Raw genomic sequence first — 13744 nt, 5'->3', positions numbered from 1 at the left:
TATGAATTATCTTTGCCGAAAATTTTGAGAATTATGCGTTTGTCCGAATTAAAAACAGGAGAAAAAGGTGTTATTGTAAAGGTATTGGGGCACGGTGGTTTTCGTAAACGTATTGTGGAGATGGGCTTCATTAAAGGTAAAACGGTTGAAGTGCTGTTGAACGCTCCGCTAAAAGATCCCATAAAATATAAAGTCTTAGGTTATGAAATATCTCTTCGTCGTCAGGAAGCTGAAATGATCGAAGTAATCAGCGAGGAGGAGGCAAAGGAACTGGCTGAAAAGACTGTTTATCATGAAGGATTGCCCGAAGACCTTTCTGTGAAAGAAGAAGATATGAAACGGTTGGCGTTAGGTAAACGTCGTACCATCAATGTTGCCTTGGTCGGAAATCCGAACAGTGGTAAGACTTCGTTGTTTAATCTTGCGTCCGGTGCTCATGAGCATGTAGGAAATTACAGCGGTGTGACCGTGGATGCCAAAGAAGGTTATTTTGACTTCGAAGGTTATCATTTCCGTATTGTCGATCTGCCGGGAACTTATTCTTTATCTGCTTATACACCGGAAGAAATCTATGTTCGCCGTCATATTATTGATGAAACTCCTGATGTGATTATTAATGTCGTTGATTCTTCTAATCTGGAGCGAAACTTATATCTGACTACTCAATTGATCGATATGAATGTCCGCATGGTAGTGGCTCTGAATATTTATGATGAGTTGGAAGCCAGTGGAAATACATTGGATTATCATCTGTTGAGCAAGTTGTTCGGGGTACCGATGTTGCCTACTGTCAGTAAGAAAAATCGTGGATTGGATACGTTGTTTCATGTGGTTATCAATCTGTATGAAGGAGTAGACTTCTTCGATAAACAGGGAAACATGAATCCGGAAGTTCTCAAAGATTTGACTGAATGGCATGACTCTTTGGAAGATCGTAAGAACCATGAGGAAGAGCATTTGGAAGATTATGTGCGTGAACATAAAAAGACGGGGCGTGTCTTCCGGCATATTCATATAAATCACGGTCCTGATATAGAAAAAGCGATTGAGGCTGTAAAAAGTGAAGTCTCCAAGAACGAGTTTATCCGGCATAAATATTCCACCCGTTTCCTTTCCATTAAGTTGTTGGAGAATGATCCTGACATTGAGCGTATTGTACGCACACTGCCGAATGCGGATGAAATTTTCCATGTCCGCGACAAGATGTCGAAGCGTGTTCAGGAGACAATGAATGAGGATTGTGAATCGGCTATTACTGATGCTAAATATGGATTTATCAGTGGCGCGTTGAAAGAAACGTTCACGGATAATCATCTGGAACAGGCGCAGACAACAAAAGTGCTGGATTCGATTGTAACTCATCGTGTCTGGGGATTTCCTATTTTCTTTCTTTTTATGTATCTGATGTTTGAAGGTACATTTGTTATTGGCGAATATCCGATGATGGGGATTGAATGGGTGGTAGAACAGATTGGTGAATTGCTGCGCAATAATATGTCGGAAGGTCCATTTAAAGATCTGCTGATTGATGGAATTATCGGTGGGGTAGGAGCTGTCATTGTTTTCTTACCGAATATCCTGATTCTGTATTTCTGTATTTCTATCATGGAAGATTCCGGTTATATGGCTCGTGCGGCTTTTATCATGGATAAGATCATGCATAAAATGGGGCTGCACGGAAAGTCGTTTATTCCTCTGATTATGGGATTCGGATGTAATGTGCCTGCGATTATAGCTTCCCGTACTATTGAGAACCGGAAGAGTCGTCTTATTACTATGTTGGTGAATCCATTGATGTCTTGTAGTGCGCGTCTGCCGATTTATTTATTATTGGTGGGTGCTTTTTTCCCGAACAATGCAAGTTTGGTGTTGTTAAGTATTTATGTGATTGGTATTGTACTGGCTGTGGTAATGGCTCGCTTGTTTAGCAAGTTTCTGATAAAGGGTGATGATACGCCGTTTGTGATGGAACTTCCTCCTTACCGAATGCCGACTGCGAAGTCTATCTTCCGTCATACATGGGAAAAGGGAGCACAGTATCTGAAAAAGATGGGAGGAATTATTATGATTGCTTCTATTATTATCTGGTTTTTGGGATATTATCCGAATCACGATGCCTATGAAACGGTTGCCGAGCAGCAGGAAAATTCCTATATCGGTCAGTTGGGGCGTGGAATAGAGCCGGTAATAAAGCCATTGGGATTTGATTGGAAATTAGGTATTGGCTTGCTTTCCGGTGTAGGGGCGAAAGAATTGGTGGTAAGTACGTTAGGCGTTTTGTATGCAGATGATCCGGATGCTGCCTCGGTAAGTTTGGCAGAACGTATTCCGATTACTCCATTGGTTGCTTTCTGTTATATGCTGTTTGTATTAATTTACTTCCCGTGTATTGCGGCGATAGCGGCTATCAAACAGGAATCGGGTAGTTGGAAATGGGCACTTTTTGCTGCCTGCTATACAACGGCATTAGCTTGGCTTGTATCATTTGCTGTTTATCAGATTGGAGGATTGTTTGTATGAATAATTGGCAAGAGTGGGTAGTCGGAGTACTCGTTGTGCTCTGCATTGCCCGCGTCATATATGGGATATTTCTTTTTTTTCGTCATACGCGAGAAAATCAGAATCCTTGTGACAGCTGCGTAAGTGGCTGTGAACTAAAGGATATGATGGAGAAGAAACGCAGAGAATGTGATGTAAAGAAAAAAAGTACAAAGAAAAATTGCTGCGGATAGTTGGTAGTTTCAAAATTTGTACTACCTTTGCAACCGCAAACGAGAAATAATGGTTCCTTGGATGAGTGGCTTAGTCAGCGGTCTGCAAAACCGTGTACGGCGGTTCGAATCCGCCAGGAACCTCACGAAGCCCTTTCAGATGTTTTCTGGAAGGGTTTTTCTATATCCGATTCAGGAGGCTTTGGAAAAGTCACATACGGAACAGTTGCCGGAAGATTTTAAGAAGTTGATTGTTGAAGCCGAGACAACTGCTTTATGGAAGTATTTGTCTATCCTGGTTTAGGCTCACTATAAAAGAAGAAATGGAAGAAATCTTTCCATTTTTGAGGGACGCAAATAGGGGGCAAACTTTGGATAAGTTTACTTTTAAGATATTAATTCTGTTGGCTGTGAGTATGGTAGCATTTTGGGGTCAATGTAAAAAACAGGTTGTTAAAATGTGATAGTCTTGCTAACTTTGCGGTATGAAACAATGGCAGATATTAAAAACAATCTTTCCGGAGATTATCACGGCCAACTTTGAGTTTGTCAACTACGAGGAAACGTACGAACGGCTGGATTACTGGCTTGACGAGCGTGGTTATATGTCTCGCGAAGATTACAAGAAGGGTACTGTCCGCGAATATGGCTTTACCGAAGAACGTGTGATACAGGATTTTCCGATTCGCGGGAAGGCGGTATACTTGCATGTGCGACGGCGTAAGTGGCGCGACATGGAAGACGGGAGTATCTTTACCTATGACTACGATCTGACGGAAGAAGGCAGCCGCCTGACCCCTGAGTTCGTTGCTTTTTTAAAAGAGGAGGATTGAATCCACCCCTGAGAGCATACGCTCAATCGGTGCTCATTACGGTGTAAATGGCTCCAACCTATCGCGGCAGTATAAGGAGATTTTCAGTGGCTACAGGCAGTGGAAGCAGCTGTGTCACGCCGATGGGTACGTGCTATATCCGCAGAACATCGGTCCGAACCTGGCCATCGACGAGTCTTCGCTCAGCTGCGGCGAGCTCTATACCTTTGTCACCAACCGTGACGCTCACGGCGGGAAGGGCGCGCTTGTTGCGGCGATACGTGGTACCAGGGCTGAAACGGTCATTGCAGTTCTTGAGAAGATATCTTCTGCCAGACGAAAGACGGTAAGAGAGATAACGCTCGACCTTTCGTCATCCATGATGCTCATAGCCCGTCGGTCATTCCCCAAAGCCATCGTGACCAACGACCGTTTTCATGTCCATAAACTCTACTACGATGCCATAGACGAGCTGCGGATATCTCTGCGGTGGATGGCAAGGGATATTGAAAACGAAGAGATTGCACGCTGTCGCAGGGAGGGCATTCCGTATGTTCCTTACCGTTATGCCAACGGCGACACCCGGAAACAGCTCCTTGCACGTGCCAAATACATTCTGACAAAACATGCCTCCAAATGGACGAAGTCCCAGCAATGGAGAGCCGACATCATTTTTGAATTTTATCCCGAGCTGAAACACGCGTATGATCTTGCCATGGACCTCACCCGCATATTCAACCAAAAAGTTGATAAGGACACTGCCCGGCTGAATCTTGCCCGATGGTACGACAAAGTGGAGAAAATGGCCGGAGGCCAATTCCGCACTGTTACAGAAACATTCCGCAACCACTATGACACAATCCTGAATTACTTTGTCAACCGTTCCACCAATGCCGGCGCTGAATCTTTCAACGCAAAAGTCAAGGCATTCAGAAGTCAATTCCGAGGCGTTACTGATATCCCATTCTTTCTGTTCAGACTCTCCAAGCTATGCGCCTAAAAAGAATCTCACACTCGGGTAGTTTTTTAACACTTCAACCTGTTTTTTACATTGACCCGCATTTTGTAAACAGAGATATTGAGAGGAGACTTAATAAAAAATGCTGCTTATCTGATGTGATAAACAGCATTTATTCTGGAGAGCCTCTTGTCGGATTCGAACCAACGACCCCGAGATTACAAATCACGTGCTCTGGCCAACTGAGCTAAAGAGGCATTTTTTCTTTTGCGGGTGCAAAGGTATGAATTTCTTTTAAAAATGCAAATACATCGCACACTTTTTTTATATTTGCAAAGTAACCAATGATTAGATGAAAATGAAAATGAAAATTATGAATGTATGTAATATGGCGCTTTTAGCCATAGGTATATGGGCTTGTTCCGGACAGAAAAAGGGGACGGCAAATGTAGAGGTTGCAACAGATAGTGTAGAAGTAGCTGCGGATACTATATCTGTTCGGGCAGACAGTACAGGATATATTGTTCGGGTAGGAGAGACGGCTCCGGATTTTACGATTACCTTGACAGATGGTAAGCAAGTGAGTTTATCTTCCCTTCGTGGTAAAGTGGTCATGTTGCAGTTTACTGCCAGTTGGTGTGGAGTTTGTCGTAAAGAAATGCCGTTTATCGAAAAGGATATTTGGCTGAAGCATAAAAATAATCCTGACTTTGCTTTAATTGGCATTGATCGTGACGAACCTCTTGACAAAGTACTGGCTTTTGCTAAGGCCACCGGAGTGACTTATCCGTTAGGACTGGACCCGGGTGCTGATATTTTTGCAAAATATGCATTACGTGAATCCGGAATAACAAGAAATGTGTTAATCGACAAGGAAGGGAAAATTGTAAAACTGACTCGTTTGTATAATGAAGAAGAGTTTGCTTCTCTTGTACAGGCGATTAATGAAATGCTGAAATAAAAGAAAGCCTTCATCAGATGTTTCTGACAGAACATTTATGAGTATATAAAAATAGTGACGCTATCCTGATGTGATGGTGTCACTATTTTGGTTATATAGTGTCGCTATCCGGGAAGCATACCGTCACTATATAATGATGAGCTTCTCAAGCAATGCTAAGTTTGACCAGGTAATCGTAATGTTTTCCTTCTTTCACCAGTTCTGCCTTAAAACCACATTCGGAAGCGTATAAGCTAAGAGTCTGAAAATCTACATATAACCAGTCGAATGTGTCTCCTTTTACATTTTTATATTGCATTTGGAAGTCAATCTCTCCATAATAATCTCCGGCCAGATCAATAACTATGCTGCCGTCCTCTTCTTCAAAAAGATAGCGCAAATCGCTGGAATCCATGAGTATACATCCACCGGGGCGGAGAATACGTTTCATCCGTTGGAAGAATCCGGGCATATTATTCAGTTTTCCGATAATTCCAGAGCCATTCATAAGCATCAGGATTGTATCGAATGTTTCGGTAAATGTTTCGTCAAAAAGATTGATGAGGCGCGGATCGTTCACTCCACGTTGTTGCATCACTTCGACGGATAGCGGAGAAATATCAATGGCACACACTTCTTTTCCCATTTCCTGAAGTGCCAGTGCATGACATCCGCTTCCGGCACCTACATCCAATATTCGCCCTGTAGCCATTTGTAGGGCAGTACGCTCTAGTATAGGCATAGACTGTGTACTACGAAACAGTTCTTTGACGGGAATTTCATCTTCTTCGAATTGAGAAGAAAATACCCGCAAACGATCAGCTCTGTGATGATTAAAATAATCAGAAATAGCGGTTCCCATCGGGTCCTTTTCTGCAGAAAGAGTTGTTGTTGCCATTGGTGGTTACGATTGTTAACTCTGCAAAGATAAATAAATCCGCAGAAAAGGGTTATCTTTGCCGTCGGAAATGTTGAATACTAATAAATGATTATATGAGTATAGAAGAAGCAATCATGGGTGGAATCGTCTTTAAAGGTAAGAAAGATAAGCCCCAAGAAGAGGAAAAGGTGAAAACGAAAGCAAAAAAAGCGACGTATATTCGCGGACAGCATGGTTCGGGTGCAGCGAAGATGAAAGCAGATATCCGGAAGAAAAGAGCTAACCGTCATAAGAAATAAAAGTATGGTTATAAATATAATAATTTGTGTAGTATCTGTTATACTTATGTTGCGGGGTGCTTTTCTAATTCTGAAAATGGGACTCTTGTGGATGCTTCATTGCAGGATAATAAAAGCGTATAGCAGGAAAACACATGGAAAGGTAGTGGATATAGAGACACAGGTAAAGTCTGATGGTATGAATATTACTGATGTATGTATACCAAAAATAAAATATAAATTGGAGGGAGAAGACGAGAAGTGTTGCCAATTTTTTCCTTCTAATCTAAAGAGTGAAGAGGAAAATAACATTTACCTTTATCCAAAACAGTATCATATAGATGATAAGGTTACCATATTGTATGATAAAGATAAGGCGAATGATATGTTCGTGTTGCCCAGAATGCAACTAATGAGGCTGCTTGTTAACCAATTTGTTCCTGGTTGTTTTTTTATACTGGCGGCAATTTTGGGACTATCCTTTGTTTTTTAGAAACAAACAGTAAAGGCTGTTCGGAAAATCTTGATATTATAAAGGGGTTGTCTAAAAAGTTCTAAAAACGAAAATTCACCCACGCTACAACTATCTGTAACGTGGGTGAACTTGTAAAAAAGAGACTTTTAGACATCCCTTTTCTTTTTAGGAACTTTACGGACGGCCTTTTACTTTTGTGGAAGTATTTCAATCCAGTAATCATCCGGGTCATTGATGAAATAAAGCCCCATGGCAGTGTTCTCAAAACATACACAATTCATTTCTTTGTGATAAGCTCTGATTGCATCGTAATCGCCGGCTACACGAAAGCAGAGATGGCTTTCGTTTTCTCCCAGTTCATATGGGGCAGTATGATCTTTCAACCACGTCAATTCCAGCAAGAAACCTGTTTCGTTATCAGTCAGGTAGACTAATGTGAACGAGCCGTCGGATGCTTCTTTCCGATGATGTTCTTTTAAGCCGAGTGCTTTTTCATAAAAAGCGATACTCCGCTCCAGATTGGTAACGTTGATATTAAAATGGTCAAATTTACTTTTTATTTCCATTGTTGCGATTTTCCTTATTTTTTCATTAAGAGCTTCACGATTTCTCCGACATATGTGCGCGGTTGTCCGGCTTGCGGGGTTGTCTGTGAAGGCATTTTCTTACATTCGATAACAGCTGAAGGTGTCGTTTGGTTCGGAGCGTACAATTTTAATGTATAGCTATCTGCCTTTTCTATTGCATCGTAAGCTTGATCGGGTGAAAGCGTACAATAGGCAACTGCTTTTCCTGATTGATAACCGAGTGCACCACCTGCGTTTGCTGTCATATTAGTCATGTTAAACTCATCTTTTCCAATGCTGATCACTAATTTGCCGCTTCCCATCAAAGCATATACTTCGCCCGGAATTTGTTTCAAATCAACTTCTGTATAGCCGGATGCGTCAGATGAAACTTTGGTAGCCGGAGTGGCAGGAGTTAATGTTGCCGCCGGAATAGTGGTTTGAGCCGGTTCGCCAGTTGTCACTTTTATGTCAGTCTTTTTATCTGCGCCACCAATGACAATAGGACCTGCGGCTGCAACGATTGATGGTTTTTGCTGCTCTTCTTCTTTCTTCTTTTTCTCTGTTTTCGGACGGGTGTCGGGTGCTCCGAAAGCTACCGCTACATCCATAAATATATCATCAGCGAAGTCTACGGTTTTTCTACGCCATTTAGCCAAGCCACGTACTAATTTAGTCTTAGCTTTATTGAGCGCATATTTATCAGTAATCCATTCTTCGGCTTTATATTTTTCTGTTTCACGATAAGTAAAACGGATTTTTTCAAGCTCTACCAGGCAATTTCCGGGTTTACAGGTAACTGTAATCTGATAGTTAATTAATGTACGGTCTAATGACAGGGCACTGGAACTGAAAACAATCCATTCTTCTCCGATACCGGCAATTGTTCCTTTTGCTTCGTCGGAGAAAACAATGCGGCTGTCGATATTTTTATTCTCTTTCAGACGCTCATCCATCCACTTTGTCATTGTGTCATAGATTTGTGCCTGACTCATTCCGGGAATCTGGAACTCTTTGGAAAATACTACTTTACCTTCTACTTCAGGAACAGCTCCTGCAAGGTACCTGGTGTCATCTTTCTTCTCTTTTGCAGAATCTGCCTTCATTGCCATCGGCAATGCGAGAAACAGGGTAAGAAACAGAATCGTAAATTTATTCATAATTATAATGTGTTTATTTGGTAATCTCAAAACTTTCACCCCGACGGGTGATGCTGATAAAACGGCATCCTGCATTTTCAGCAAAACTACGGAGCGCATTTCCTCCTTCATAATCTTCACTGAAGTGCATGGGCACAAATATAGTAGTTTTTATTTGTTCGATGAACTGTTTTGCCCCTTTCATGTAATCTTTTCCCATTCTCCGATCCACCGGGAATAGCACTAGATCGATATTTGGCACTTTTTCTTTTAAATATTTAACTTCTGCAAGGAAATCACCATTGGCTTTTCGTATCTCTTCTTCGGTCGATTCTTCACTCCAGTGCCAGTTGTTCAAGTCGCCGGCATGGAAGATACTCCAATCTTGTAAATGAAGAAGGAACGAACTGCCGACATCCGTCGATCCGAAGGCGTCGATGCGGATTGTGTCGTCTTCGTATGTTTCTCCTTTTTTTATATAGAAAGCATCTTCGGCTTTAGCGCGATGGGACTTCAGAATATCTTTGGAGAAGATATATTGAATGTCGGGGCGTTGCTCTTTCCAAGTCAATATTTCACGGTTAAAGTGATCGGGATGGAAATGAGTGGCCAATACGTACAGTTTACCCGGCCTTTGCAGGAGATAATCATGCACGATTCCCCGGTTGTGTTCCGTTTCGGAAGAATCTTTGTAGTAATCGATGATAACGGTTACACCTTCCATTTCGATGGCGAAACCGCTGTGATAAATATAATCCAGTGTCATAAGCTGACTATTTTATAGTTGCAATATTACGTATTCTAGTTGGAGTTGCCAAGGAAAATCGACGAAATCAAGGAGCAAGACGACTGATTTTCCATTCTCCGTCCGGTTGTAGGGTGTATAGAAAGCGGTCGTGCAGTCGGTTGGGGCGTCCTTGCCAGAATTCAATCCTTGTAGGTGCGACGGCATATCCGCCCCAATTATCAGGTCTTTCCACTTCTTTTCCAATCCATCGGGCGGCTTCTTTGACGAAGGATCGTATCAACTGCATTCTACTTGTTATCGGTTGACTTTGCGGAGAAATTCGTGCACCAATCCGGCTTTTATAAGGACGCTTCCGGAAGTATTCATCCGATTCTTCCGGTGAAACTTTCGTTGCTATTCCTTCTATATGTATTTGTCTTTCGAGGGCGTGCCAGACAAAAGAGAGGGAGATATATGGATTTTGTGCCAATTGTTTGCCTTTGCGGCTTTCGTAATTGGTATAAAAGATAAATTTTCCATCATGGAGTCCTTTTAACAATACTGTACGTGTGGACGGTTTTCCTTCGGGGGATACAGTTCCTACAATGACCGCAGTCGGTTCATCCACCTCTGCGTCAATCGCTTCTTGCAGCCAACGACTGAAAAGCGAAAGCGGGTCGCCGGGAAGTTCACTTTCCCGCAACCCGCCTTTCGTATATTCCTGTCGGATATCTGCTATGTTTAATTTCGCCATAAGATTATCTGGCAGCTTTAGTTTATTATTTTTAATGATGAGATCACATAGGTACTTCTATTAATAGAATATGTGAGTCTTTCAATGTCTCCAGTTCAACGCTGTTCGTATCGTAAACACCCATGCCATCACGACGTTTCAGAACTTCACCGTCTACTACTATTTCTCCTTCAATGAGAAAAATATAGACGCCTGCATGACTTTGATGCATGTGATAACCTAATTTCTTTCCGGCTTCTACTTTGCCGATGGAGAACCAGGTATCTTGCAAAAGGGAAGCAGGTGTGCTACCGTCGGGAGATACGATGACTGCCAGTTCGTTCGGACGCTCCAGTTCTGCAATGCTGAAATCCTGATATACGGGACGGGTGTTCCGTTCTCTCGGCATAATCCAAATCTGCAGGAATTCCACCGGTTCTACCGGACTTGCATTTACTTCACTATGGAAGATTCCTGTTCCTGCACTCATTGTCTGAATTTCTCCGACAGTAATAATGCGGCTGTTCTTCTTGCTGTCTCCATGTTGCAGATGTCCTTTCAGAGGAATGGAAATGATTTCCATATTCTTGTGTGGGTGAGTCTGAAAACCTTGTCCGGGGGCAACTTTGTCATCATTCAATACGCGAAGGGCACCAAAATTGATACGATCGGAGTCGAAGTACTCGTCAAAACTGAAAGTGTGATAACTGTCCAGCCAATCATACTGGGAATGTCCTCTTGTATCTGCTTTATGTATTACTTTTTTCATAAAAAACTGTCCTTTCTCTTATTTGTTTATATGTTTGGTAAACAAAGAAAGCGACTTAAAAGTTTTATTTCTTCACTTCATTTAATAAAGGCTTATGATTGATAAAGTCTTTTATGTTTTGCAGGGTGGTTGCGGCAATATTCTCCATCGCTTCATGTGTGAAAAAAGCTTGATGAGAAGTGACGATCACATTGTTGAACGAGAGCAAACGGGCGAGTACATCATCATCGATGATGCGGTCGGATTGATCTTCATAAAAGTATTCGCTTTCTTCCTCGTATACGTCCAGTCCTGCGGAACCTATTTTCTTGTTCTTCAGTCCTTCAATCAGCGCATTGGTATGAATCAATTGCCCGCGACCGGTATTGATAATCATTACTCCGTCTTTCATTTTGCTGATAGAGTAGTCGTTTATCAGGTATTTGGTCTCTTCAGTGAGCGGACAGTGTAAGGAGATAATATCCGAATTGTGGTATAATTCGTCCAGTGAAGTATAAACAATTTGTTCTTGACGGGCGAAGTTGTAGTCCGGATAGAGGTCATAAGCCAATATATTCATTCCGAACCCTTTTAAGATGTGAATCAGTATTTTCGCTATTTTTCCTGTGCCGATGATACCTGCTGTTTTTCCGTGCATATCGAATCCCATCAGACCATGCAGGGAGAAATTACCGTCTTTGGTACGCCAGGAGGCGCGGGGTATTTTTCGGTTTAGCGATAGCATAAGAGCTACCGTGTATTCGGCAGTCGCATAGGGTGAGTAAGCAGGTACGCGTACAACGGTAATTCCCGCAGCTGCAGCTGCATCCAAATCTACATTGTTGAATCCGGCACATCGCAGTGCTAGCAGTTTTACTCCATTAGCTGCCATAATACGGATAACTTCTGCATCGGCAACGTCATTAACAAAGATACATATAGCATCTACACCTTGTGTCAGTAGTACATTGTTCTTATTCAGATTTCCTTTGTAATAACGTATTTCAAATCCGAATTCTTTGTTTTTCTTATTGAAAGAAGACTCGTCATAAGGCTTTGTGCCGAAAAATGCAATTGTATAGGCCATAATAGTATTCTATAAATTATTATTCTATTAAAACGTAAAAACAGGTGGATTTGTTTGCTCTCTGTATAGTGATAAATATAGATTGTTTCATTAGAAACAGTTTGTTTTTTCAATTAAAATGGGCAGGTAAATGAAAATAAATGCACAAACGTGTATTCGGTGTGCAATAATGTTGTATCTTTGCGCCCGAAATAATTAAAAAAAGATTTAGATGAGAAAAATTTCGTTGATTGGTCTTGCAATGTTGATCGTTTCAATTCCAACTTTTGCCGGAGATTATCTAACCAATACGAATCAGAATGCTGCTTTCTTGCGCATGATAGCCCGCGGCGCTTCCATTGATGTTGATGGAGTTTATAGTAATCCTGCCGGACTGGCATTTCTTCCCAAAGATGGTCTTCAAGTAGCGCTTACTATTCAAAGTGCATATCAAACTCGTGATATTGCTGCTACAAGTCCTTTATGGACTATGGATGGACAGACCACTGTGCGTAATTATGAAGGAAAAGCTTCTGCTCCCGTTATTCCTTCCATACATGCTGTATATAAAAAAGGTGACTGGGCATTTTCCGGTAGCTTTGCTATTGTTGGTGGTGGCGGAAAAGCTTCTTTTGATAATGGTTTGCCTATGTTCGATGCTGCTGCTATTAGTTTGGTCAATACAATAGGTCAGGGGATGCTAGCTCCTAATCAATACAGTATTAGTTCCGCTATGGAGGGACGTCAGTATATCTATGGTTTGCAGTTAGGAGCAAGTTATAAAATAAATGAGCACTTCTCAGTTTTTGCTGGTGCACGTATGAATTATTTTACAGGTGGCTATAAAGGTTTTCTGGATATCAATTTGAAAGAAGGTGTGGCAGAAGAATTGGGACGTGAGATTATAAAACAGCTTATGGCTGGTGGTATGACTTTAGAGCAGGCGCAACAAGCAGCATTGCAAAAATCGCAGCAGTTGAATGATGCGAAGCTGAAACTGGATTGTGATCAGACAGGTTGGGGATTAACGCCAATTATCGGTGTAGATGCAAAATTCGGTAAGTTGAATTTAGCTGCAAAGTATGAGTTTAAAGCCAATATGAATATTGAGAATGATACTCATGAGATTGTTGCTCCGGATGCCGCAGCAGCATTTGTGGCACCTTACCAAAATGGTGTGAACACACCAAGTGATCTTCCTTCTATGCTTTCTGTTGCAGCAAGTTATGAGTTTTTGCCTTCACTTCGGGCTTCAGTAGAATATCACTTCTTTGATGATAAGAATGCTGGTATGGCAGATGGCAAACAGAAAACATTGAAACATGGTACACACGAGTATTTGGCTGGTGTTGAGTGGGATATTAACAAATTATTCACTGTTAGTGGAGGTTATCAGAAAACAGACTACGGTTTGAGCGACGCTTTCCAATCAGATACAAGTTTTTCTTGTGACTCTTATTCAGTAGGTTTTGGAGGTCGTATCAATTTTACTCAGGCATTGAGCCTTGATGTAGCTTATTTCTGGACTACATATAGTGATTACACTAAAGAAAAACCACGTGGTTTAGAGGCAACATCGATGGCATCATTAGTGGATAAAGACGTTTACAGCCGTACTAATAAAGTATTTGGTGTGAGCGTGAACTATAAGTTCTAAATTTCTAGTCCTTTATATATAGAAAAGCCGTCTCGAACATGGTGTTGAGACGGC

General features: G+C 41.7%; 15 protein-coding genes and 2 tRNA genes. 9 read left to right on the top strand and 8 right to left on the bottom strand.

Features of this window, described 5'->3' with window-relative positions; translation table 11 throughout:
- The first annotated feature begins 33 nt into the window (after nucleotides 1–33).
- The 6 genes from feoB (at nucleotide 34) to GD631_RS19635 (ending at nucleotide 4523) form a co-directional block, all read left to right on the top strand.
- Entirely contained in the window at nucleotides 34–2520 is a 2487-nt protein-coding gene (gene feoB / locus GD631_RS19660) for a ferrous iron transport protein B (protein ID WP_143260698.1), read from the top strand.
- Nucleotides 2517–2732, top strand: a complete 216-nt coding sequence (locus tag GD631_RS19655) for a hypothetical protein (RefSeq protein WP_143260700.1) — start codon at nucleotides 2517–2519, stop codon at nucleotides 2730–2732. The genes feoB and GD631_RS19655 overlap by 4 nt, the downstream gene beginning before the upstream one ends.
- Nucleotides 2733–2783: 51 nt before the next feature.
- A tRNA-Cys gene (locus GD631_RS19650) sits at nucleotides 2784–2855 on the top strand.
- A 16-nt stretch (nucleotides 2856–2871) separates the two neighbouring features.
- Nucleotides 2872–3015 (top strand): hypothetical protein, encoded by a 144-nt coding sequence (locus GD631_RS19645; protein WP_244983346.1) that lies wholly within the window; start codon nucleotides 2872–2874, stop codon nucleotides 3013–3015.
- Between the two features lie 181 nt (nucleotides 3016–3196).
- Nucleotides 3197–3544: an ISAon1 family transposase N-terminal region protein gene (locus tag GD631_RS19640; RefSeq protein WP_143260734.1), complete on the top strand. Its 348-nt coding sequence runs from the start codon at nucleotides 3197–3199 to the stop codon at nucleotides 3542–3544.
- Nucleotides 3540–4523 carry an ISAon1 family transposase gene (locus GD631_RS19635; protein WP_425321961.1) on the top strand — a complete coding sequence of 328 codons (984 nt, stop codon included), beginning with the start codon at nucleotides 3540–3542 and terminating at the stop codon, nucleotides 4521–4523. The genes GD631_RS19640 and GD631_RS19635 overlap by 5 nt, the downstream gene beginning before the upstream one ends.
- Before the next feature lie 141 nt (nucleotides 4524–4664).
- Here the strand turns inward: GD631_RS19635 and GD631_RS19630 are convergent.
- Nucleotides 4665–4738 (bottom strand) — tRNA-Thr (locus GD631_RS19630).
- Between the two features lie 101 nt (nucleotides 4739–4839).
- Here GD631_RS19630 and GD631_RS19625 point away from each other — a divergent pair.
- A complete protein-coding gene (locus GD631_RS19625; RefSeq protein WP_143259476.1) occupies nucleotides 4840–5442 on the top strand; it encodes a TlpA family protein disulfide reductase in 603 nt (200 codons plus the stop codon).
- A gap of 145 nt (nucleotides 5443–5587) precedes the next feature.
- On the opposite strand, the gene GD631_RS19620 is transcribed toward GD631_RS19625, so the two are convergent.
- A complete protein-coding gene (locus GD631_RS19620) occupies nucleotides 5588–6319 on the bottom strand; it encodes a class I SAM-dependent methyltransferase (protein WP_143259477.1) in 732 nt (243 codons plus the stop codon).
- Between the two features lie 95 nt (nucleotides 6320–6414).
- Here GD631_RS19620 and GD631_RS19615 point away from each other — a divergent pair, with 95 nt between their 5' ends.
- Nucleotides 6415–6600 (top strand): hypothetical protein, encoded by a 186-nt coding sequence (locus GD631_RS19615; RefSeq protein WP_143259478.1) that lies wholly within the window; start codon nucleotides 6415–6417, stop codon nucleotides 6598–6600.
- Between the two features lie 642 nt (nucleotides 6601–7242).
- On the opposite strand, the gene GD631_RS19605 is transcribed toward GD631_RS19615, so the two are convergent.
- The 6 genes from GD631_RS19605 to GD631_RS19580 all read right to left on the bottom strand — a co-directional run bounded on the left by GD631_RS19605 (nucleotide 7243) and on the right by GD631_RS19580 (nucleotide 12054).
- The gene (locus tag GD631_RS19605; RefSeq protein ID WP_004304308.1) at nucleotides 7243–7620 is read right to left on the bottom strand and encodes a VOC family protein; all 378 of its coding nucleotides are present in this window, start codon (nucleotides 7618–7620) and stop codon (nucleotides 7243–7245) included.
- Nucleotides 7621–7634: 14 nt separating this feature from the next.
- A complete protein-coding gene (locus GD631_RS19600; protein WP_143259480.1) occupies nucleotides 7635–8780 on the bottom strand; it encodes a DUF4468 domain-containing protein in 1146 nt (381 codons plus the stop codon).
- 13 nt (nucleotides 8781–8793) lie between these two features.
- Complete coding sequence (locus GD631_RS19595; protein ID WP_143259481.1) at nucleotides 8794–9525, bottom strand: MBL fold metallo-hydrolase; 732 nt, start codon at nucleotides 9523–9525, stop codon at nucleotides 8794–8796.
- A 67-nt stretch (nucleotides 9526–9592) separates the two neighbouring features.
- The gene (gene pdxH, locus GD631_RS19590; RefSeq protein ID WP_143259482.1) at nucleotides 9593–10240 is read right to left on the bottom strand and encodes a pyridoxamine 5'-phosphate oxidase; all 648 of its coding nucleotides are present in this window, start codon (nucleotides 10238–10240) and stop codon (nucleotides 9593–9595) included.
- A gap of 43 nt (nucleotides 10241–10283) precedes the next feature.
- Entirely contained in the window at nucleotides 10284–10988 is a 705-nt protein-coding gene (locus GD631_RS19585; RefSeq protein WP_004314524.1) for a pirin family protein, read from the bottom strand.
- 64 nt (nucleotides 10989–11052) lie between these two features.
- Entirely contained in the window at nucleotides 11053–12054 is a 1002-nt protein-coding gene (locus GD631_RS19580) for a 2-hydroxyacid dehydrogenase (RefSeq protein ID WP_143259483.1), read from the bottom strand.
- A 211-nt stretch (nucleotides 12055–12265) separates the two neighbouring features.
- Here GD631_RS19580 and GD631_RS19575 point away from each other — a divergent pair, with 211 nt between their 5' ends.
- Nucleotides 12266–13690, top strand: coding sequence for an OmpP1/FadL family transporter (locus GD631_RS19575; RefSeq protein WP_004314522.1), 1425 nt, complete (start codon nucleotides 12266–12268; stop codon nucleotides 13688–13690).
- Nucleotides 13691–13744: the final 54 nt, after the last annotated feature.

The sequence above is a fragment of the Bacteroides luhongzhouii genome (assembly GCF_009193295.2).
Taxonomy (GTDB): Bacteria; Bacteroidota; Bacteroidia; order Bacteroidales; family Bacteroidaceae; genus Bacteroides; species Bacteroides luhongzhouii.
Note: the sequence above shows the minus strand (reverse complement) of the source record. Positions and strands in the feature narration are given on the sequence as shown.

Bases quoted from the DNA above. Each gene is read 5' to 3' on its own strand.
- pdxH (WP_143259482.1), bottom strand. From the start codon at position 10,240: ATGGCGAAATTAAACATAGCAGATATCCGACAGGAATATACGAAAGGC.
- GD631_RS19580 (WP_143259483.1), bottom strand. From the start codon at position 12,054: ATGGCCTATACAATTGCATTTTTCGGCACAAAGCCTTATGACGAGTCT.
- GD631_RS19605 (WP_004304308.1), bottom strand. From the start codon at position 7,620: ATGGAAATAAAAAGTAAATTTGACCATTTTAATATCAACGTTACCAAT.
- GD631_RS19655 (WP_143260700.1), top strand. From the start codon at position 2,517: ATGAATAATTGGCAAGAGTGGGTAGTCGGAGTACTCGTTGTGCTCTGC.
- GD631_RS19600 (WP_143259480.1), bottom strand. From the start codon at position 8,780: ATGAATAAATTTACGATTCTGTTTCTTACCCTGTTTCTCGCATTGCCG.
- GD631_RS19620 (WP_143259477.1), bottom strand. From the start codon at position 6,319: ATGGCAACAACAACTCTTTCTGCAGAAAAGGACCCGATGGGAACCGCT.
- feoB (WP_143260698.1), top strand. From the start codon at position 34: ATGCGTTTGTCCGAATTAAAAACAGGAGAAAAAGGTGTTATTGTAAAG.
- GD631_RS19625 (WP_143259476.1), top strand. From the start codon at position 4,840: ATGAAAATGAAAATTATGAATGTATGTAATATGGCGCTTTTAGCCATA.
- GD631_RS19645 (WP_244983346.1), top strand. From the start codon at position 2,872: ATGTTTTCTGGAAGGGTTTTTCTATATCCGATTCAGGAGGCTTTGGAA.
- GD631_RS19575 (WP_004314522.1), top strand. From the start codon at position 12,266: ATGAGAAAAATTTCGTTGATTGGTCTTGCAATGTTGATCGTTTCAATT.
- GD631_RS19595 (WP_143259481.1), bottom strand. From the start codon at position 9,525: ATGACACTGGATTATATTTATCACAGCGGTTTCGCCATCGAAATGGAA.
- GD631_RS19585 (WP_004314524.1), bottom strand. From the start codon at position 10,988: ATGAAAAAAGTAATACATAAAGCAGATACAAGAGGACATTCCCAGTAT.
- GD631_RS19640 (WP_143260734.1), top strand. From the start codon at position 3,197: ATGAAACAATGGCAGATATTAAAAACAATCTTTCCGGAGATTATCACG.
- GD631_RS19615 (WP_143259478.1), top strand. From the start codon at position 6,415: ATGAGTATAGAAGAAGCAATCATGGGTGGAATCGTCTTTAAAGGTAAG.